Annotated in this window: 16 protein-coding genes; 3 read left to right on the forward strand and 13 right to left on the reverse strand. The window is 73.8% G+C overall.

Annotation, left to right across the window (positions count from 1 at the left end; translation table 11 throughout):
- Positions 1-26 precede the first annotated feature (26 nt).
- The 5 genes from ACFWEJ_RS15475 to ACFWEJ_RS15495 all read right to left on the reverse strand — a co-directional run bounded on the left by ACFWEJ_RS15475 (position 27) and on the right by ACFWEJ_RS15495 (position 6,192).
- Positions 27-1,940 (reverse strand): heme peroxidase family protein, encoded by a 1,914-nt coding sequence (locus tag ACFWEJ_RS15475; RefSeq protein WP_377230095.1) that lies wholly within the window; start codon positions 1,938-1,940, stop codon positions 27-29.
- Between the two features lie 133 nt (positions 1,941-2,073).
- Positions 2,074-3,645, reverse strand: a complete 1,572-nt coding sequence (locus ACFWEJ_RS15480; protein ID WP_377230096.1) for a DUF6297 family protein — start codon at positions 3,643-3,645, stop codon at positions 2,074-2,076.
- A complete protein-coding gene (locus ACFWEJ_RS15485; RefSeq protein WP_377230097.1) occupies positions 3,642-4,322 on the reverse strand; it encodes an ATP-binding cassette domain-containing protein in 681 nt (226 codons plus the stop codon). Before ACFWEJ_RS15485 ends, ACFWEJ_RS15480 begins: the two co-directional genes overlap by 4 nt.
- Before the next feature lie 123 nt (positions 4,323-4,445).
- A complete protein-coding gene (locus ACFWEJ_RS15490) occupies positions 4,446-5,465 on the reverse strand; it encodes a bifunctional riboflavin kinase/FAD synthetase (protein ID WP_377230098.1) in 1,020 nt (339 codons plus the stop codon).
- Between the two features lie 133 nt (positions 5,466-5,598).
- A complete protein-coding gene (locus tag ACFWEJ_RS15495; protein WP_377230099.1) occupies positions 5,599-6,192 on the reverse strand; it encodes a TetR/AcrR family transcriptional regulator in 594 nt (197 codons plus the stop codon).
- Between the two features lie 115 nt (positions 6,193-6,307).
- Between ACFWEJ_RS15495 and ACFWEJ_RS15500 the strand changes: the two genes are divergently transcribed.
- Complete coding sequence (locus ACFWEJ_RS15500) at positions 6,308-7,486, forward strand: hypothetical protein (protein WP_377230100.1); 1,179 nt, start codon at positions 6,308-6,310, stop codon at positions 7,484-7,486.
- Positions 7,487-7,529: 43 nt separating this feature from the next.
- Here the strand turns inward: ACFWEJ_RS15500 and truB are convergent, their stop codons facing one another.
- From truB to rimP, 7 genes are all read right to left on the reverse strand, one after another.
- Positions 7,530-8,603 (reverse strand): tRNA pseudouridine(55) synthase TruB, encoded by a 1,074-nt coding sequence (gene truB, locus ACFWEJ_RS15505; protein ID WP_377230101.1) that lies wholly within the window; start codon positions 8,601-8,603, stop codon positions 7,530-7,532.
- 20 nt (positions 8,604-8,623) lie between these two features.
- Positions 8,624-9,157, reverse strand: a complete 534-nt coding sequence (gene pyrE, locus ACFWEJ_RS15510; RefSeq protein ID WP_377230102.1) for an orotate phosphoribosyltransferase — start codon at positions 9,155-9,157, stop codon at positions 8,624-8,626.
- Positions 9,154-9,594, reverse strand: a complete 441-nt coding sequence (gene rbfA, locus ACFWEJ_RS15515) for a 30S ribosome-binding factor RbfA (RefSeq protein ID WP_377230103.1) — start codon at positions 9,592-9,594, stop codon at positions 9,154-9,156. Before rbfA ends, pyrE begins: the two co-directional genes overlap by 4 nt.
- Positions 9,595-9,699: 105 nt before the next feature.
- Positions 9,700-12,693, reverse strand: coding sequence for a translation initiation factor IF-2 (gene infB / locus ACFWEJ_RS15520; RefSeq protein WP_377230104.1), 2,994 nt, complete (start codon positions 12,691-12,693; stop codon positions 9,700-9,702).
- A 177-nt stretch (positions 12,694-12,870) separates the two neighbouring features.
- Positions 12,871-13,146, reverse strand: coding sequence for a YlxR family protein (locus ACFWEJ_RS15525; protein WP_377230105.1), 276 nt, complete (start codon positions 13,144-13,146; stop codon positions 12,871-12,873).
- A 78-nt stretch (positions 13,147-13,224) separates the two neighbouring features.
- Positions 13,225-14,274, reverse strand: a complete 1,050-nt coding sequence (gene nusA, locus ACFWEJ_RS15530) for a transcription termination factor NusA (protein WP_377230106.1) — start codon at positions 14,272-14,274, stop codon at positions 13,225-13,227.
- Position 14,275: 1 nt separating this feature from the next.
- Complete coding sequence (gene rimP / locus ACFWEJ_RS15535) at positions 14,276-14,869, reverse strand: ribosome maturation factor RimP (protein ID WP_377230107.1); 594 nt, start codon at positions 14,867-14,869, stop codon at positions 14,276-14,278.
- Positions 14,870-15,064: 195 nt separating this feature from the next.
- Here rimP and ACFWEJ_RS15540 point away from each other — a divergent pair, with 195 nt between their 5' ends.
- A complete protein-coding gene (locus tag ACFWEJ_RS15540) occupies positions 15,065-16,126 on the forward strand; it encodes a DUF4439 domain-containing protein (protein WP_377230108.1) in 1,062 nt (353 codons plus the stop codon).
- Positions 16,127-16,159: 33 nt separating this feature from the next.
- On the opposite strand, the gene ACFWEJ_RS15545 is transcribed toward ACFWEJ_RS15540, so the two are convergent.
- A complete protein-coding gene (locus tag ACFWEJ_RS15545) occupies positions 16,160-17,986 on the reverse strand; it encodes a proline--tRNA ligase (RefSeq protein WP_377230109.1) in 1,827 nt (608 codons plus the stop codon).
- 93 nt (positions 17,987-18,079) lie between these two features.
- Here ACFWEJ_RS15545 and ACFWEJ_RS15550 point away from each other — a divergent pair, with 93 nt between their 5' ends.
- Positions 18,080-19,006: a DNA-formamidopyrimidine glycosylase family protein gene (locus ACFWEJ_RS15550; RefSeq protein WP_377230110.1), complete on the forward strand. Its 927-nt coding sequence runs from the start codon at positions 18,080-18,082 to the stop codon at positions 19,004-19,006.
- The last annotated feature ends 75 nt before the right edge of the window (positions 19,007-19,081 follow it).

Consider the following 19,081-nt stretch of genomic DNA (forward strand, 5'->3'; position numbering starts at 1 on the left):
GACCTGGACGTCTGACACGGACGGGCTCACGCCCCGTCGTGGCCCGCGTAGCCGTCGCCGTTGCGGCGGAAGAGCGGGGCTCCCGCGTCGTCCTGCCCGATCGGGAAGACCCCGGCGAACGCCAGGAGGTCCGAGATGGTCGTGATGAGGAGACCGTCCTCGAACCGGACCCCGTACGCCGGGGTCCAGTCGCCGCCAGGGCGGCGCATGAACGACTCGGGGTCCAGCCGCAGCAGGTAGACGAACGTCTCCGCCAGGATGCGGCTGCCCACCTCGCCCAGGAAGTTGCCGTTGCCCTGGACCTCGGCCTCCTTGAGCACGTAGTACCAGAGCGGCGTGCCGTCCAGGGCGTCGAGCGCGGCCACCACCTCGGGCGACGCGTTCTGCCGGAGCTGCGCGGGCGTGAGCGGGCGGGCGCGCAGCTCGGCGGCCACGGCCTCCCCCGTCGGGATCGCCAGCATGTAGCCCCGCAGCAGGTTGCGCTGCGCGAGCTGCTTGAGCAGCGCCTTGACCGGTTCCGGGGCCGTGTTGCCCTCGTTGAGGAGGTGGCCCAGCCCGTCCGCCAGGAACGGGTCGATCTTGCGGGCCATGCGGAACGCCAGGGGGTCACCCTTGTCGGTCAGCCGGGGCCACTCGACGGGCCAGTTGGACGGCAGCGCCGGACTCGGGTTCGCCGGGCTGGGCGACAGCCCGCCGTTGCCGGTGAACCGGAACAGCAGGTCGAGCGACGCCACCCCGCCCGGGCCGTTCCCGGTGAAGTTGACGTTGAAGTCGTAGGCGCCGCGCACCATCGAGTGCCCGAACCGGAACGCCGCCACCGCGAACTCCAGCGGCATCGACACCCGCCGGGCGGGCCGGAACAGCGTGGGCCCTGTGGCCAGGACCGAGTCCAGCACGCCGGCCTTCGTCAGCGTGCGCAGGTAGTCGTTCACCACCAGCCACTGGTAGTGGAACCGGACGAGCTCCTGCGCGCGGTCGAACAGCTCGCGCGGCGTCACCGCGAACCACGGCTCGTGCCGCGCCACCCAGTCCACGACCGCGTTGTGGAACCGGATCATCGCCACGTGGAACTGGGCCACGATCAGGTTCTCGTCGTTGCGGCTGTCCGGGATGAGCGGCATGCGCTCGCTGCCCGCCTCGGTGCTCCGCGGCAGGTCGCGCTGCGGGTCGTCGCCGGGCGCCACGAGCGAGAACGGCCCGAACGGCTCGGTGCCGATCCGGCCGAGCCGCAGCTTGGCCGAGTCCGGCACGTAGGCCGCCTCGCTGCGCGTGGTGCCACGGTCCTTCTCGCCCGCGAACCGCGGCCCCGAGCCGTACAGGCTGTCGAGGTCGAGCAGCGGGATGCGCCCGTTGTGCAGGCTGCGGCGCACGACGTCGGGCTCGAACACCCGGAACGGGTCGTTCACGACGTCGCCGAGGGCCCGGTCGCCGTGCGCACCGCTGCCGTCGTCCGGGCCGTTCGTGTTGAGCGTGATGTCGTGGTCGATGAACTGGCCCCAGTACGTGTAGATGCTGGGGATCGTGGAGTCGCGGGGCGGCGCGGCCGGCGCCGGTGGCGCTCCAGGAGCCGGTGCCGGCGCCTCGATCATGCCGGCGCCCAGCCGCATGAGGGCGTCCCGGGTCGCCGCCACGCGGTCGCCCACGGGCAGGTGCGCGTCCGGGAACTCCCGCGCGAGGTCGCGCAGCAGGTAGTCGAACGACGTCGTCGCGTCGAACCGGTGCTCGCGCAGGTCGCGACGCACCGCCGCCTCCGTGCGCGGCATGAGCGTGGCAGTGCTGTCCTTCGGGTCCTCCGGGGCGTCCGGGTCTGCGGGCACGAACACACCGCCGTGGCCGATCCGACGGACCGTGCGGCCGGCCGGCGTCTGCGCCAGGTCGACCGCCTCGTGCGGGCTGTGGTTCGGGTCGCCCTGCGGCGGTGCCTGGGTGGTCTGGACCATGGGTCTCTCCTTCGCTGGGGGTGCAGGTCCTCCACCAGTGACGGAGTGCCGTGGGCCACACCCACGTACACGCCGGCGGGTGAATGGCCCCCGACCAGGCCGACGGCCGGCGCGGCCCGTCCGGTACCGGAGGTCAGCGCGCCGCGCGCCAGACCGCCCCGGCGGCCGCCACCACCTGCGCGACGACGAGGGCGGGCGTCACGCCCGTCACGACGGACAGGGCGAGCGGGAGGGTGCCGAGCAGCGCCACGTCGGGCCCCTTGAGCTGGTGCAGCACCAGCCCCGTCGGGAGCGCGCCCGCCGCGGTGGCGATCATCGGCACGTCCCAGGGCACGGGCCCGCGGTAGGCCGCACGGACGGCGGCCGCCCCGAGCACGACGGCGGCGGGCGCGGCCAGCGCGAGCCACGCCCCGCCCCCGCCCACCACCGCGACGAGCGCCAGCACGACACCCGCGGCGAGCGCCGGCCACACCGTGCGGACGGCCCGGGTGGCCCGACCGCCCAGCGGCACCAGGGCGTCCAGCCGCGGGTTCTCCCCCGCCGAGCGCGGCCCGCCGGCGCCCGCGAGCGCCCCCGCGTACCCCGCACCGGCCAGGACGGCCCAGAGCCCGATCCCGTCGGACAGCGCGGGCACCTGCACGGCCACGGCCCCGGCGGAGGCCAGCGCGAGCAGCGCGGCAAGGGCCGCCGGCGAGCGCAGCAGCAGCGTGGCGTCCGCGGCGAGCAGGGCGCCCGCGGGACCGCGCGCGGCCCGCGGTACCCACGCGAAGGTGCGCGACGCCGTCGGCCCGGTGCCCAGGGCGCGGCTCACGCTGCCGCCGTCGAGCGACAGAAGGGCAGCGGAGGCCTGCATCGCCGCCGACGCGCGGGCACGTAGCTCGCCCGCCCGGAGCCGGTCCAGGCCGCGCACCCACACGACGAGGGCGACGGCGCCGACGGCGGCCAGTGCTGCGGGTACGCCCCACGGCACGGTCCAGGCGCCCCAGGCGGGCGCCCACAGCGCGAGGCCCAGTCCGGCCACCGGTACGGCGGCGAGCAGCACGTCGAGCACCCGCCCCGGCAGGCTGCCCGACGTCGCCCCGCTCACCTGGAGCGCGCCCGCGCCGGCGACGACGAGCAGCCCGAGGGCTGCGCCGAACGCCGCGTCCAGGCCGACCCCCGCGAGGCCGACGCCGGCCAGCACCGCGGGCGCGCCGCCCGCGACGAGGCCCGCGCCGACCCCGGCGAGCAGCGCGCGGACCACCGAGGGCGAGGTGAGCCCCGCCCGGTCGGCGGGCGTCGGCACCCACCAGCGCACCCCGGCCGCGGGCAGGCCGGCGGGGCCGAGCCGGAGCGCTACCGCCGCCCCGGCCACCCCCGCGAGCGCGAGCACGAGGGCCTGGACCAGGCCCGGCCCGAGCCCGAAGGCGGTCGCGTCGGAGCCGAGCAGCTCCCGCACGGGGCCGCCGAACCCCCACAGGTACAGCACGACCAGGGCGAGCGAGATCACCACCTCGGCCACGTCGAGCGCCACCCGGCCCGGTTCGGCCGGCAGGTTGTGGGCGCGCACCCGGGCGGTCAGCCGGCGCAGCTCGGCGCCGGTGAGGGTCTCCTCGTCGGACGCGACGAGCCGGGGTAGCCCACCGGCACGAGCGTCGGCCCCGCCGTCACGAGCGGCCGCCCCGGCGGCTGCGGTGGCCCCGGCGTCCGGCGCCTCGCCCGTCACCGGAAGCCCGCCAGCACGCCCGGCGCCTCGGCCGGCTCCAGGAGCACGGCGTCGTCGTCGGACAGGTACAGCGCGCTCGCGCCGGTCGCGGCCAGGAGCCGGTCGTCGTGCGTGGCGAACAGGACGGCCGTGCCGGCCTCCGCCTCGGCGCGCAGCGTGTCGCCCAGCCGGGCCCGCATCGCGGTGTCGAGGCGCTGCTCCGGCTCGTCGAGCACGAGCAGGTCACGCGGCCGCACCAGGGCGCTCGCGAGCAGGAACCGGCGCCGCTGCCCCGACGAGAGCGTGTGGGGCATGGCGCTTGCGCGCTCCGTGATGCCCACGTGGTCGAGCACCCGGTCCGTGACGGCGCCGGCGTCCGCCACGCCGTGGCCGCGCGCGGTGAGCACGAGGTGCTCGCGGACGGTCACGCCGGGAAAGAACGCGTCGTCGTCCAGCACGCCCGCGACGCGGGCGCGGAAGCGTCGCTCCCGTTCGTCCACCGCCCGGCCGAACGCGCCCACCGTGCCGGACAGCGGCTCCTGCAGGCCGAGCACGGTGCGCAGCAGGGTGGACTTGCCGGTGCCGTTGGCGCCGATCACGGCGACGATGTCGCCGGCTCCCAGCGTGAGGCTCACGGGTGCGCAGACGGCGTTGCCGCCGTACCCGACCACCAGGTCGGACAGCTCGAGGTACGTCATGTCCACCCCAACGCGCGAGGGGCCGGAAGATCTCCCGCCGGGCCTCACCTCCAGGCCGCGCGCACCCGCAAACTAAGATCGGATCTTAGTAAGATTGAATCTTAGTTTGCCCGGCGCACCGCCCTACGGCCGCAGGATCTTGCGGGCCCGCGCCACGTCGTCGTTCATCTGGGCGATCAGCGGCTCCATGCCGTCGAACCGCAGCGTCGGTCGCAGGTGCGCCACGAACTCGAGCACGACCGTCTGGTCGTACAGGTCGAGGTCGGTGCGGTCGAGCACGTAGGCCTCGACGCGGCGCTCCACGCCGTCGAACGTGGGGTTGGTGCCCACGGAGATCGCGGCGGGCAGGATCTCCTCCTGCCCGAGGCCCGCCCCGGAGGCGGTCGCCCGGTCGTGCTCCGGCCCGGCGAGGCTCGCGCAGGTCGCGGCGGTGCCGCGGCGCAGCCAGCCCGCGTAGACGCCGTCCGCCGGGACCAGGCCGGTGATGTCGCCGAGGTTGGCGGTCGGGAAGCCCATCTCGCGGCCGCGGGCGTCGCCGTGGACCACGGTGCCGCGCACGAGGTGCGGGCGGCCCAGCACGTCGGCGGCCTGGTCGACATCGCCCTCCGCGAGCAGCGCGCGCACCGCCGTCGACGACCACCGCTGGTGCCCGTCGCCCTCGCCGGCCGAGTCACCGACGTCCTCGATGGCCACGACCTCGAACCCGTGCTGCCCGCCGAGCTCGACCATCGTGGCGAGCGTGCCCGCGTTCTGCTTGCCGAAGCGCACGTCGTGCCCCACCACCACGGTGCGGGCGCGCAGGCCGTCGACCAGGTAACGGGACACGAACTCCTCGGGCGTCTGAGCCGCGAAGTCGAGGGTGTAGCTGACCAGCAGGGTCGCGTCGAGACCGGTGCGCTCCATGAGCGCGAGGCGGTCCTCCAGGCCCGTGATCAGCTCGGGGGCCGAGTCGGGCCGGTGCACCGCGGACGGGTGCGGGTGGAACGTCACGGCGACGGCGCGGGCCGCGTCGCTCCGGGCGAGCCGGAGGATGCGGTCGAGCACCGCCTGGTGGCCGCGGTGGACGCCGTCGAAGTTGCCGATCGTCACCACTGATGGCCCGAATCCCGGGGGAACCTGTTCCAGGTCCGTCCACAGCTGCACGCGGGTTGCTCCTCATGAATCGGGTGGCGCGGGTGCGGGAGCCGCTCACGCCGCGCCCCGCACCGGTCGCCAAAAGCCTACGGCGTGTTTCGGCGGTCGTGCGCCCGCCCGGCGCTGTCGGGGCGATCCGCGGTCAGCGCGGCAGGATCCGGCGGGCCGCGTCCAGGTAGGCCCGGGAGTCGAACTCGTCGAACATCGCCGACTGGAAGATGTAGCCCTGGCCGAGGCCCATGAGGGCCGGGAGCAGGTCCTCCGCGGCTGACTCGGCGCCGTCGGGGGCGTGCTCCGGGTGCGCCGCGAACCAGCGCGTCAGGGCGGCGCGGAAGGCGTTCCTGAGCTCCTTGAAGCCCAGATTCACGACGCCGCGCATCTCGGGGTCCACGGTCGCCTCGCCCCAGAGCTGGAGCAGGAGCGGGAGCTCGAAGCCCTCGGACAGCACACCCCGGAGCACGATCTCCAGTATCTCGGCGGGGGCCGGCGGGTCGCCGCCCGCCGCGGCTGCCTCAAGGTCTGCGCTCCGGCGGCTCAGGGTGGTCCTCGCCACAGCCGCGAACAGCTCGCGCTTGCCCTCGAAGTACCCGTAGACGGCACCGGTCGACAGCCCGGCCTCCGCGATCACCTCGGCCATCGAGGTGTGCTGGTAGCCCTTCGCGGCGAACGCGCGCCGGGCCGCCTCCAGGATCTCGGCACGGCGGGCGTCCCGACGAGCGTCACTGATCTTCGGCACCGGCACCTCCGTCGTCGGGACCTGGGGGACGCCCAGGAGATTGACAAGCATACGGTCGCGGAGCATCGTTGCCCATAAAGAACGAGCGTTCGTTTTTTTAGATATGGAGCAACCCTTGTCCTACGAAGCACCAGCGCCCCACACCCCGGCAGGCCGGGTCGTCGGCGTCGCGCTGGCCCTCACCCTCGTGCTCACCGTGTTCGTGCTCGCCTTCTCGTGGCCCTCGGTCACGGCCGAGCCACGCGACCTGCCCGTCGCCGTGGTCGGGTCCGCCGACGCCGTCAGCGCCGTCCGCGAGAACCTCGACGAGGCCCAGCCCGGAGCCGTCGAGCTGATCGAGGCCGGCGACCGGGCCGCCGCCGTCGAGGCCGTCGAGAACCGCGACGTCTACGGCGGCGTCGTGCTGGGCGACCCGAAGGCGGGCGAGGCGCCCGAGGTGCTCACCGCCTCCGCGGCGAGCACGGCCACGCACCAGCTCATGACCCAGATCGCCGCACAGCTGCAGCGCGGGATCCAGGAGCAGGCGAACGCCGCGACGGCGGCGGCCCTCGCCGCCGCCCAGGAACAGGCGGCCCAGGCCACACAGACCGCCGTCCAGCAGGCGCTCGAGGCCGCCGCACGAGGCGAGCAGCCGCAGGCGCCAGAGCCCGGCGCGGCCCAGGCCCCGTCGCTGCCCGAGGTTCCCCAGGTGACCGTCACGGACGTGGTCCCGCTGTCCGCCGACGACCCCCGCGGCTCCGGCCTGGCGGCCGCGATGTTCCCGATCCTGCTCGGCGGCATGATCGGCGGCATCGGCATCTCGCTCGCCGTCAACGGGGCCCTGCGCCGGGTGCTCGCCGTCACCGTGTACTCGGTGGTCGGCGGCGCGATCCTCGTGGGCATCCTGCACTTCTGGTTCGGCACCGTGCAGGGCGACTGGCTGCTCGACGGCGCCACCCTCGCCCTCTCGATCGCCGCGATCGCCGCACCCATCACCGGGTTCGTCGCGGTGCTCGGCAGGCCTGGCATCGCGCTCGGCCCGGTGCTGATGATGCTGATCGGGAACCCGATCTCGGGCGCGGCGATGCCGCCCGAGTTCCTGCCCTGGCACTGGGGCGCGATCGGTCAGTGGATGCCGCCGGGCGCCAGCGCCACCCTGCTGCGCGACGTCTCGTACTTCCCCGACGCCGACGCGTCGGCGGCCTGGCTGGCGCTCGCGCTCTGGGCGGGGGCCGGGGTGCTGCTGTCCGTCGTGGGCCACGCCCGCACCACGGGCCGCACCCGGCGGGCGCCGGTCCTGACCGTGCCGGCCTGACCCGCTGGTCTGGCGGGCGCGCGCCTGGTGCTCGCCGGCCCGGTCAGGGGGCGGGGGCGAGCACCAGGACCGGCTTGGCGAGGCTCTCGCCGCGGCGCCGCGTGTCCTCCAGCAGCGCCACGAGCGTGCCCGACGGCGAGAGCGCCGCCACGACGTCGGCGCGCCCAGACGGCTCGACCCACTGGCCGTAGCCGAGCGCGCGCACCTCGGCCTCGTCGAGCTCGCGCACCGGGAACGTGCCGCGCGCGGCGTCGGCCAGCGGGAGCGTGGCCAGCGTGCCGTCGGCGTCGGCCTGCGCCTCCAGCTCCTCCAGCGTGCGGGCGCCGTCCAGCGGGTAGCCGCCCACCCGGGTGCGGCGCAGCACGGTCAGGTGGCCGCCGGTGCCGAGCGCCGCGCCGAGGTCGCGGGCCAGGGCGCGCACGTAGGTGCCGGACGAGACGGTGACGCGCACGTCGACGTCGACCACGGGCACGTCGCGGGTGGGGCCGTCGCCGGGTTCGGCGGCGGTCGGGGCGATGCCGGGCTCGGCGGCGGGATCGGCGTCCCCCGGATCGACGTACTCCTCGAGGTCGCCGTCCGGCACGGTCGCCGTAGCCGCGCGGACGTCCACGACCTCGAACCGGGACACGGTGACGGGCCGCGCCTTCAGCGCGACCTCCTCCCCCGCCCGGACGCGTGCGTAGGCGCGCCTGCCGTCCACCTTGATCGCGGACACGGACGTGGGCACCTGCAGGATGTCGCCCGTGAGGTCGGCGATCGCGGCGTCCAGCGCCGCCCGGTCCACGCGCCCGACGGCGTCCGGGCCGGCCACCTCGGCCACCGTGCCCTCGGCGTCGTCCGTGGTCGTGGCCACGCCCAGCCGGATCGTGGCGTCGTAGTCCTTGTCGGCGCCCACCACGTACGTGAGCAGGCGCGTGGCCTTGCCGATCCCGAGCACGAGCACGCCGGTCGCCATCGGGTCGAGCGTGCCGGCGTGGCCGACCTTGCGAGTCCCGGCCAGGCGCCGCATCCGCCCGACGACGTCGTGGCTGGTCCAGCCCTGCGGCTTGTCGACCACGACGAACCCGTCGGCGGCCGTGGGACGGCGCGCGGGAGCCTGCGGGGTGGGAGAGGTCATGGGGTTCAGTATCCCGTGGCTCAGGAGTGCCGCGCGGCGTCGAGGTCGGCCTTGGTCAGGACGGCGCGGACCTCCACGCCGACGTCGGCGAGGGGCGTGCTGCCGGCCGGGCTGCGGTCGATCGCGCAGACCACCGTCTCCACGACGGCCCCGGCGGCCCGGAGCGCCGACGTCGCGTCGCGGACTGCGCCGCCGGTGGTGATCACGTCCTCGACCAGCACGACCCGGCGGCCCTCGACCGGCGGCCCCTCGGCGAGCTTCGCGGTGCCGTACTCCTTGGCCTGCTTGCGCACGTACAGCGCGCCCGTGCCGGTCAGGCCGCTGAGCACGGTCACGATCGGCACCCCGCCGAGCTCGAGGCCGCCCAGCAGGTCGGCGTCCGCGGGGACCAGCGGCACCATCTGGCGCGCGACCCGGGCCAGCAGCGCAGGGTCGCTCTCGAACAGGTACTTGTCGAAGTACTCCGACGCCACCTGGCCCGACCGGAGCGTGAACGTCCCGGTCAGGCGGCAGGCGGCGTCGATGTCACGCGCGAGCGCGGGGTCGGAGGTCACTCGGCCTCGGCGTCGTCCTCGCGCGGCTTCTTGTACGGGTCCTCGTCGCCCGCGTACCGGGCCCCGGCACGCAGTGCCTCGAGCTCGGCGTCCCGCTTGCGCGCCTCGATCAGCGCGGCGTCGAGGTGGGCGGCCGTGTCAGGGACCGAGTCGAGGTGGAACTCGATGGTGGGCGTCAGGCGCACACCGGTCTGCTTGCCCACCTCGGAGCGGATCATGCCCGTGGCGCTCTTCAGCGCCGCGGCCGTGCCCTCGCGGTCCTCGTCCGAGCCGTAGACCGTGTAGAACACCGAGGCGTTCTGCAGGTCACCGGTGACGCGGACGTCCGTGACCGTCACGAAGCCGAGCCGCGGATCCTTGATCCGCGAGTCGATCATCTGCGCGACGATCACCTTGATGCGGTCGGCGAGCTTGCGAGCCCGCGGATTGTCGACCATGGTCCATTCCTTTCCGACTCCGCCGAGTCAGCATGCTGGTCCGCCCGGACCCCGGGAACTCCCGGGATCTGGACGGACCAGCATGCTGACTCGGCGACAGTGGTGTCAGTCGCGCGGCTTCTCGCGCATCTCGAAGGTCTCGATGATGTCGCCCTCGGTGACGTCGTTGAACGACCCGAGACCGATACCGCACTCGAAGCCCTCGCGGACCTCGGTGACGTCGTCCTTCTCGCGACGCAGCGACTCGATCGTGAGGTTGTCGCCCACGACGGTGCCGTTGCGCAGCACGCGCGCCTTCGAGTTGCGTCGGATGGTGCCCGAGCGGATGACCGAACCGGCGATGTTGCCGAACTTCGAGGAACGGAAGACCTGGCGGATCTCCGCGGTCCCGAGCTGGACCTCCTCGTACTCCGGCTTGAGCATGCCCTTGAGGGCCGCCTCGACGTCCTCGATCGCCTGGTAGATGACCGAGTAGAACTTGACGTCGACGCCTTCGCGCTCCGCCAGCTCCTCGACGCGCTCGCCGTACTTCACGTTGAAGCCGATGATCACGGCGCTGTCGACGGTGGCCAGGTTGACGTCGTTCTGCGTGATCGCACCCACACCACGGTGGATGACGCGCAGCTCGACCTCCTCGCCCACGTCGATCTTGAGCAGCGCGTCCTCCAGTGCCTCCACGGCACCGGACACGTCGCCCTTGAGGATGAGGTTGAGGCTCTCGACCTTGCCCTTCTTGAGCTCGGTGTCGAAGTCCTCGAGGCTGATCCGCTTGCGGCGCTTGGCCAGCGTCGCGGCGCGCTCGGCCGCCTCACGCTTCTCGGCGATCTGACGTGCCGTGCGGTCGTCCGGCGCCACGAGGAACGTGTCGCCGGCGCTCGGGACGCTGGTGAGACCCAGCACCTGGACCGGACGGGCGGGCGTCGCGGCGTCGACCGCGTTGCCGTGCTCGTCGAACATCGCACGCACACGGCCGTGGGCCGTGCCGGCGACGATCGAGTCGCCGACGTGCAGCGTGCCCGACTGGACCAGCACCGTGGCCACAGGACCACGACCGCGGTCGAGGTTGGCCTCGATCGCGACACCACGCGCGTCCTTGGACGGGTTGGCGCGCAGGTCGAGAGCGGCGTCGGCGGTCAGCAGGACGGCCTCGACGAGGTCGTCGATGCCGATGCCCGGCTTGGCCGCGACGTCGACGAACATCGTGTCGCCGCCGTACTCCTCGGCCACCAGGTTGTACTCGGTGAGCTGCTGACGCACCTTCGCCGGGTTGGCACCCTCGACGTCGATCTTGTTGACCGCGACGACGATCGGCACGCCGGCCGCCTGCGCGTGGTTCACGGCCTCGACCGTCTGCGGCATCACGCCGTCGTCGGCCGCGACCACGAGGATCGCGATGTCCGTGACCTGGGCACCACGAGCACGCATGGCGGTGAACGCCTCGTGACCCGGGGTGTCGATGAACGTGATGGCACGCTCGGTGCCCTCGTGCTCGTGCGTGATCTGGTAGGCACCGATGTGCTGCGTGATGCCACCGTGCTCGCCCGCCACCACGTCCGACTTGCGGATGGCGTCGAGCAGCTTGGTCTTACCGTGGTCGACGTGACCCATGACGGTCACGACCGGCGGACGGGCGACCAGGTCGTCGTCCGACTCGCCCGCCTCCTCGGCCTGCAGGTCGATGTCGAAGGCCCCGAGCAGCTCGCGGTCCTCCTCCTCGGCCGAGACCATCTCGATCTGGTAGCCGAGCTCGGTCGCCAGTGTGCCGAACGTGTCCTCGTCGAGCGACTGCGTGGCCGTGGCCATCTCGCCCAGGTGGAACAGGACGGTCACGAGCGCCGCGGGGTTCGCGTCGATCTTGTCGGCGAAGTCGTTCAGCGACGCACCGTGGCGCAGGCGCACGACCGTGCTGCCGTTGCCGCGGGGAACCTGCACGCCGCCGAGCGACGGGGCCTGCATCGCCTCGAACTCCTGGCGCTTCGCCCGGCGCGACTTACGACCGCGGACCGGCTTGCCGCCGGCACGCCCGAAGGCACCCTGCGTCGCACCGCGACCACCGGCACCCCGGCGCGGGCCGCCGAAGCCGCCGCCGCCACCACCGGGACGACCCGGAGCACCGGCACCGCCGGCGCCACCAGGACCGGGACGGCCACCGCCGCCGCCACCGGGGCGACCACGGCCACCACCCGGAGCCGGGCGGTCACCCGGACGCGGCATGTTGGTCTTGCCCGGCATCATGCCGGGGTTCGGGCGCGGGCCGCCGCCACCGGTGCCACCGGGACGGGGCGCCGAGGGACGCGGGCCACCGGGGCGGGGACCGCCCGGGCGCTCGCCGGCCGACTCGCTGCGCTCGGGGCGCTGCCCCGGACGCGGCATGCCCTGGCTGGTCGCGAACGGGTTGTTGCCCGGACGCGGGTTACCGCCACCGGGACGCTCGCCGCCACCGGCCGCGGGACGGCCACCACGGCCGCCACCGGGACGGGGCATGCCCTGGCTGGTCGCGAACGGGTTGTTGCCCGGACGCGGGTTGCCGCCGCCCGGACGGCCACCACGGCCACCGTCACGGCCGCCGTCGCGACCACCCGGACGCGCGCCTGAGGGGGCGGCGGCGGGCTTGGGGGCACCGGGCTTGGGTGCCGCGGCGGCCGGCTTCGGCGCGCCGGGCTTGGGTGCCGCGGCGGCCGGCGAGGCCGATGCCGCGGGGGCCACAGGGGTCTGCTCGGCCGCCGGGGCCGGGGCGGGAGCCGCCGGCGCAGGGGTCGGTGCCGCGGCGGGCGCAGGTGCGGGCGCCGCCTCGGACTTGGGGGCCGGGGCCGGTGCGGGAGCCGACGCCAGGGCGGGTGCCGCCTCGGCAGGCTTCCGGGCCGCGGGCTTCGCGGCCGGCTTCGGCGCGCTCGCGGCAGGCTTCGCCGCTGCGCCCTTGTCGGACGCGCCGGAGGCGCCACCGACGGGGAACTTGTCGCGCATCGCTCGCTCGACCGGGGCCTCAAGGGTCGAGGAGGCCGAGCGGACGAACTCGCCCGCGGCCTTCAGCTCGCCCATCAGGGTCTTGCTCTCCACTCCGAGCTGCTTAGCCAGCTCGTGAACGCGGATCTTCGCCACATCTCTCCTGTCTCGGTCCGTCCCGGGACAGGGAGGACCACCGTTAGTACTGCGTACTCATCGCTGGGGACTCATCGGGTGCCCATCGGCTTCAAACCCGCTTCCTTGTCGACGAACTTCATGATTCGGCCGGGTGCTCTGTCGCGCCCGGTCGGAACGGTCTTGCGGTCGGCACCCTCACCGGCCGAGGTGTGCTCGCACCTCGCCGAGGTCGAGGGGCCCGTCGGCGCGCAGTGCGCGGGGGACGGCCCTGCGGCGCTCGGCGAGCTCCAGGCACTGCGACACCGGGTGGACCCAGGCGCCGCGACCCGGCAGACAGGCACGGACGTCGACCACGACGCGCCGTGGCTCTGCCACGTCGACATCATGCATCGGGGTGTCCAGCACCAGACGCAGGAGTGCAGACCGCTGGTCGCGCCCCCGGCATCCGACACACGTCCGCACCGGGCCCATGACAGGCGGAGCGGGGTATGTCGAAGGACGAGCACGCGGCCCAGACTCGGACAGTCTACCGCGCCGACCCACCGGGCGTTACCGACCGCTCTGTGCGTCGGCGGCGGCGCCACCTGCGTCGGCGTCAGCCGCCTCGTCCGACCGGATGTCGATCCGCCATCCCGTCAGCTTCGCGGCGAGCCGGGCGTTCTGCCCTTCCTTGCCGATCGCGAGGGACAACTGGTAGTCGGGGACGATCGCCCGTGCGGCACGGGCGTCGGCGTCGACCACTGTGACAGACGACACACGGGCCGGAGACAGTGCGCTCGCCACGAAGGAGGCGGGGTCGTCGCTGTGGTCGACGATGTCGATCTTCTCGCCGTGCAGCTCGGCCATCACCGCGCGGACGCGGGCGCCCATCGGGCCGATGCACGCACCCTTGGCGTTGAGCCCCGACACGCGGGAACGCACGGCCATCTTGGTGCGGTGCCCCGCCTCGCGGGCGATGGCGGTGATCTCCACCGAGCCGTCCGCGATCTCGGGGACCTCGAGCTCGAAGAGCTTGCGCACGAGGTTCGGGTGCGTACGGCTCAACGTGATCTGAGGACCCTTCATTCCGCGGCTGACCTCAACCACGTAGGCGCGCAGCCGCTCGCCGTGCACGTACTCCTCGGTGGGCACCTGCTCGTGCGGGGGCAGCACGGCCTCGGTGCCGCCCACGTCCACGAGGACCATGCGCGGGTCGCGGCCCTGCTGGATGACGCCGGCGAGGACCTCGCCCTCCTTGCCGCGGAAGGTGCCGAGCACCTGGTCGTCCTCGGCGTCGCGCAGCCGCTGCACGATCACCTGGCGGGCCGTCGCGGTCGCGATGCGGCCGAAGTCCTGCGGCGTGTCGTCGAACTCGGGGCCGAGCTCCACCACGGGGCGCGCGTCCGGGTCCTCGGGGTCCTCGGCGACGGGCAGCTCCTCGCGCGCCCACACCGTCACGTGGCCGGACGCACGGTCCACCTCGACCCGGGCCCGGTTGTAGGCGTCCGGGGTGCGGTGGTAGGCCGAGAGGAGGGCCTGCTCGATGGCCGCGACGAGCACGTCCAGGCTGAGGTCCCGCTCGCGCTCCAGCATCCGGAGCGTGCTCATGTCGATGTCCATGTCAGCCTTCCTCGTTGCGGCCGGGGTGACCCTCGGTCGTGTTGTCCGTAGCGGCACCGTCCGAGTCCTCGTCGGTGTCTTCACCTGCACTCTCGCCCAGTTCCGAATCCTCGGCATCCTGGGCGTCCTCGAGCCGTCGCAGCTCGACCTCGACCTTGCCCCGGCGGACGTCGCCGACGGGGACCTGCCGGTCCTCGTCGAGCACCAGCACGGCACCGTCGGCGCCGTCGAGCACGTCGGTCAGCCGGCCCTCGACCAGGCCGCCGTCGGTGAGCTTGAGCGTCACCAGCCGCGTCCGGGCGCGCTTGAAGTGCCGCAGCTCGGTCAGCGGCCGGGAGGTGCCCGGCGTCGAGATCTCGAGCGTGTAGGCACCGGCGACGACGTCGTCCGTGTCCAGCGCCGCGGAGATCGCGCGCGACACGTCGCCGAGGACGTCGGAGTCCAGGCTGCCCACGGCGTCGTCCGGCAGGTCGACGGTGACCCGGACCACGGACTTGCTGCCCGCCCGGGTGGCGCTCACCTCCTCGAGGTAGAGCCCTGCGGCCTCGACCACCGGTCCCACCACCTCGCGGACCGCATCCGCCTGCTGTGTCATCGACTGCCTCCCGTCGGATCCCCCGGTCGGGGGCACGGTTCGAGCCGGAACGGTTCGACCGATGTGCTGTTGTTGTCTGCGTCAAGCCTAACGAAGCGTCGGACCTCGGCACTTCGCGAAGAACGTGATGTCCGTGACCCGACCGCAACCGGTCAGGGACGAACGGGGTTCCGGAACATGGCATCATCGGCCACGATGAACGCCTCGAACCGCACGGCCCGTACCCGACGCCGGTCAGGCCTGACCGCGCTGGCCCTGACCTGCGCGATCATTCTCTCAGGTTGCGGAGTACGGCTCGAGACGCCGCCGCCGACCGAGCCCGTGCCGGACGCGGCAGAGGTCCTGCGGCGCACGGCGGTGGCCGACGCGCTGCTGGTGGCCGACCAGGCCGAGACCGCCGCGACGTCGGACACGATCAGGGCCGACGTCAAGACGGAGCTCGGCGTCATCGCCGAGACGGCGACCCTGCAGGCGGAGGAGCTCGGCGGCGAGTACGACTCGGGTCTCGGCGACATCGTGGCCGACGACTCCGGTTCCTCCCCCTCGGCGACCGCCGAGGAGCCCACGCCGCGGGCCGTCGTCACGTCGCTGCGCGACGCCGCGACGCGCACCCGGGCAGCCGCCGACCAGGCGCCGTCCGGGCCGCTGGGCCGGCTGCTCGCCTCGATCTCCACGTCGCAGACGCAGCATGCCAGGACCCTCGCGCAGCTCACCGGCGCCGACGGCCCCGCCCTGCCCTCCACCGTGATCCCCGAGCCCACCGATCCAGCCCCGGAGCCCAGCGACGGCGACGAGGCCTCGGCGACGCCGGCCTCGGCCAAGACCGAGGAGGCACCTCTGGCGCCCACCGGCCTGGCGGCCGAGGACCTGAGCGCCCTGATCCTGGCCGAGGACACGGCGGCCTACGCGCTCGAGGTACGGGCGGCGCAGGCCGACGAGCCGGTCCGCACCCAGGCGCTCGAACGAGCCGTCGTGCACCGCGCGCGGGCCCAGGACTGGGCCGTCCTCGCGGGGACGGCCGGGACCGACCAGGACCCACGGCGGGTCGCCTACGCGGTACCCGGACCGGACGCCGCCACGACGGACCTCGCCCGCGACCTCGAGAACGGCCTGGCCCAGAACTACGCCTCGCTGGTCGGCCTCGCCGAACCGGGCACACGCGCCGTGCTGGTCGCGCTGCTAACGGACTCCACGCTCGCGGGCGCCCGCTGGGGCGCTCCGGCAGTCCCGTTCCCGGGACTGCCGGAGCTCGCCTGACGGTCTCGCCTGAGGTCGGGCTCGACCCCGGCCTCAGCCGAGCAGGGCCTTGACCCGCTCGACCACGGCGTCCACGACGTCGGCGACGGGGATCTGCTCCGCCTCGCCGGCGCGCGGCTGAACCTCGACCACGCCGTCGGCCAGGCCCTTGCCCACCACGACCACGAGCGGGGCGCCGAGCAGCTCGGCGTCCTTGAACTTCACGCCGATCGACGTCTTGCCGGCCCGGTCGTCGTAGAGCACCTCGACGCCGCGGGCGGCGAGGTCGTCCGCGATCTTCGCGGACGCCTCGAACACCGCGGCGTCCTTGCCCCCCGCGATCAGGTGCACGTGCGCCGGAGCCACGTGCGCCGGCCACGCCAGGCCGCGCTCGTCGTGGTTGGCCTCGGCCAGCGCGGCCAGGGCACGCGTGACGCCGACGCCGTACGAGCCCATGGTCACCACGGCCTGCTTGCCGTTCTCGTCGAGCACCACCAGGCCCAGGGCCTCGGCGTACTTGCGGCCGAGCTGGAAGATGTGGCCCATCTCGATGCCACGCGCGAGCTCCAGCGGGCCGGAGCCGTCGGGGGCCGGGTCGCCGGCGCGCACATCGGCGGCCTCGACGGTGCCGTCGGCCGTGAAGTCACGGCCCGCCACCAGGTCGAAGACGTGCTTGCCGGGCTCGTTGGCGCCCGTGATCCAGCGGGTGCCGGGCACCACGCGCGGGTCCAGCAGGTAGCGGATGGCGGGGACCTTCTCGCCGTCCTCGCCCTCGATCTGCTCGCCCTGGGGGCCGAGCGCCTGCGGGCCGATGTAGCCCTTGACGAGCTGCGGGAACTTCTTGAAGTCCTCCTCGGTGGCGGCCTCGGGCTCGGCCGGCGTCAGCGCGGCCTCGATCCGCTTGAGGTCCACCTCGCGGTCGCCGGGCAGGCCGACGACGACCAGCTCGCGGGTACCGTCGGGCTGCACCAGCGCGAGCACCACGTTCTTCAGGGTGTCGGCGGCGGTCCAGGCCCGGTCGGGGCGAGGGAACTTCGCGTTGGCGACATCGACCAGCGTGGCGATCGTCGGGGTGTCCGGCGTGTCCTCGACGTGGGCAGCGGGGGCGTCGTCGTACGGGATCGCCTCGGGGACGGGCGTGACCACGGCCTCGACGTTGGCGGCGTAACCGCCGGGCGAGCGCACGAACGTGTCCTCGCCGATGGGCGAGGGCGAGAGGAACTCCTCGGAGCGGGAGCCGCCCATGGCGCCCGACATGGCTGAGACGATCACGTAGTCCAGGCCGAGGCGCGTGAAGATCTTCTCGTACGCCTCGCGGTGCTTCTGGTAGCTGACGTCCAGGCCCTCGTCCTTGACGTCGAACGAGTACGAGTCCTTCATGATGAACTCGCGCCCGCGGATCAGGCCGGCGCGGGGGCGCGCCTCGTCGCGGTACTTGGTCTGGATCTGGAAGAGCGTGACCGGCAGGTCCTTGTACGACGAGTACAGGTCCTTGACCAGGAGCGCGAACATCTCCTCGTGCGTGGGCGCGAGCAGGTAGTCGGCGTCCTTGCGGTCCTTGAGCCGGAACAGGCCGGCGCCGTACTCCTCCCAGCGGCCCGTCGCCTCGTAGGGCTCCCGCGGCAGCAGCGCCGGGAAGTGCACCTCCTGGCCGCCGATCGCGACCATCTCCTCGCGGACGATCGCCTCGATCTTGGCCAGCACCCGCAGGCCGAGCGGCAGCCACGAGTAGATGCCCGGGGCGGCCCGGCGGATGTACCCGGCCCGCACGAGGAGCTTGTGGCTGGCGACCTCGGCCTCGGCCGGGTCCTCGCGCAGGGTACGGACGAAGAGGGACGACATGCGCAGCACGTCGCCCTGAGTGAGGCGTGCGGAAGACATGGGGCACAGCCTATCCGCGCGGAGCCCCGCGGCTCGCCTGGAATTTGTGGTGCTTACCTTGCCGTGTCCCGGGAAGTTGCGGAGGATGAGGCCATGCCGGAGCTGCCCGAGGTCGCCGCGCTCGCCGACTTCCTGCGCGTGCGGACCGCGGGGCGCACGGTCAGCGCGGTGGAGGTCGGCTCGATCGCGGCCCTCAAGACGTTCGACCCACCGCCCGCGGCGCTCGCCGGGGGCCGGGTGACCGGTGTGGCCCGGCACGGCAAGTGGCTGGACCTGGAGGTCACGCCTGCTCCTGGCGGCACGGTGGCCGACGGCGCCCCGCTCCACCTGGTCTTCCATCTCTCCCGAGGCGGCTGGGTGCGCTGGTCGGACGCCCTGTCGACCAAGCCCGTCCGGCCGTCGCTCGGCGGCTCCAGCCGGGGCGCGATCCTCGCGCTGCGGGTCCGGCTCGACGACGGCTCCGGGTTCGACCTGACCGAGGCCGGGACTCGGAAGCGGCTCGCCGTGCACGTGGTCCGCGACCCGGCCGACGTCGAGATGATCGCCTCCCTGGGTGTGGAGCCGCTCGCACCCGAGTTCACCACCGAGGTACTAGCGGGGCTGCTCGCGGCGAAGAACCAGCAGGTCAAGGGCCTGCTGCGCGACCAGCGGGCCATCGCCGGCATAGGCAACGCCTACAGCGACGAGATCCTGCTCGTGGGCCGGTTCAGCCCGTACAAGCTGACCGGGACGTTCACGCCCGAGGAGACCGCCCGGCTGCACACCGCGATCGGCGACGTGCTCGCCGAGGCGATCGAGGCGGCGTCGGGCAAGCCCGCCAAGGAGCTCAAGGACGCCAAGCGGGCCGGGATGCGGGTGCACGGGCGGACGGGGCTGCCCTGCCCGGGCTGGAACGGCGTCCCGTGCGGTGACACGGTGCACGAGGTGTCGTTCGCCGACCGGTCGATGCAGTACTGCCCCACGTGCCAGACGGGCGGCAAGCCGCTGGCGGACCGCCGGATGTCGAAGCTGCTGCGCTGAACCGCCTCGGCCGGCCCTCGGCGAGATCCTGGCCGGCCTGGTGCCGATCATCCCCGAGGGCGCGGTGCTCAACAC

The sequence above is a fragment of the Promicromonospora sp. NPDC060204 genome (assembly GCF_042728455.1).
GTDB lineage: Bacteria > Actinomycetota > Actinomycetes > Actinomycetales > Cellulomonadaceae > Promicromonospora.

Coding starts and splice junctions, on each gene's coding strand:
- ACFWEJ_RS15485 (WP_377230097.1), bottom strand. CDS start 4,322: ATGACGTACCTCGAGCTGTCCGACCTGGTGGTCGGGTACGGCGGCAAC.
- nusA (WP_377230106.1), bottom strand. CDS start 14,274: ATGGACATCGACATGAGCACGCTCCGGATGCTGGAGCGCGAGCGGGAC.
- ACFWEJ_RS15545 (WP_377230109.1), bottom strand. CDS start 17,986: ATGTCTTCCGCACGCCTCACTCAGGGCGACGTGCTGCGCATGTCGTCC.
- ACFWEJ_RS15525 (WP_377230105.1), bottom strand. CDS start 13,146: ATGGGCCCGGTGCGGACGTGTGTCGGATGCCGGGGGCGCGACCAGCGG.
- truB (WP_377230101.1), bottom strand. CDS start 8,603: ATGACCTCTCCCACCCCGCAGGCTCCCGCGCGCCGTCCCACGGCCGCC.
- rbfA (WP_377230103.1), bottom strand. CDS start 9,594: ATGGTCGACAATCCGCGGGCTCGCAAGCTCGCCGACCGCATCAAGGTG.
- rimP (WP_377230107.1), bottom strand. CDS start 14,869: ATGACACAGCAGGCGGATGCGGTCCGCGAGGTGGTGGGACCGGTGGTC.
- ACFWEJ_RS15540 (WP_377230108.1), top strand. CDS start 15,065: ATGAACGCCTCGAACCGCACGGCCCGTACCCGACGCCGGTCAGGCCTG.
- ACFWEJ_RS15550 (WP_377230110.1), top strand. CDS start 18,080: ATGCCGGAGCTGCCCGAGGTCGCCGCGCTCGCCGACTTCCTGCGCGTG.
- ACFWEJ_RS15475 (WP_377230095.1), bottom strand. CDS start 1,940: ATGGTCCAGACCACCCAGGCACCGCCGCAGGGCGACCCGAACCACAGC.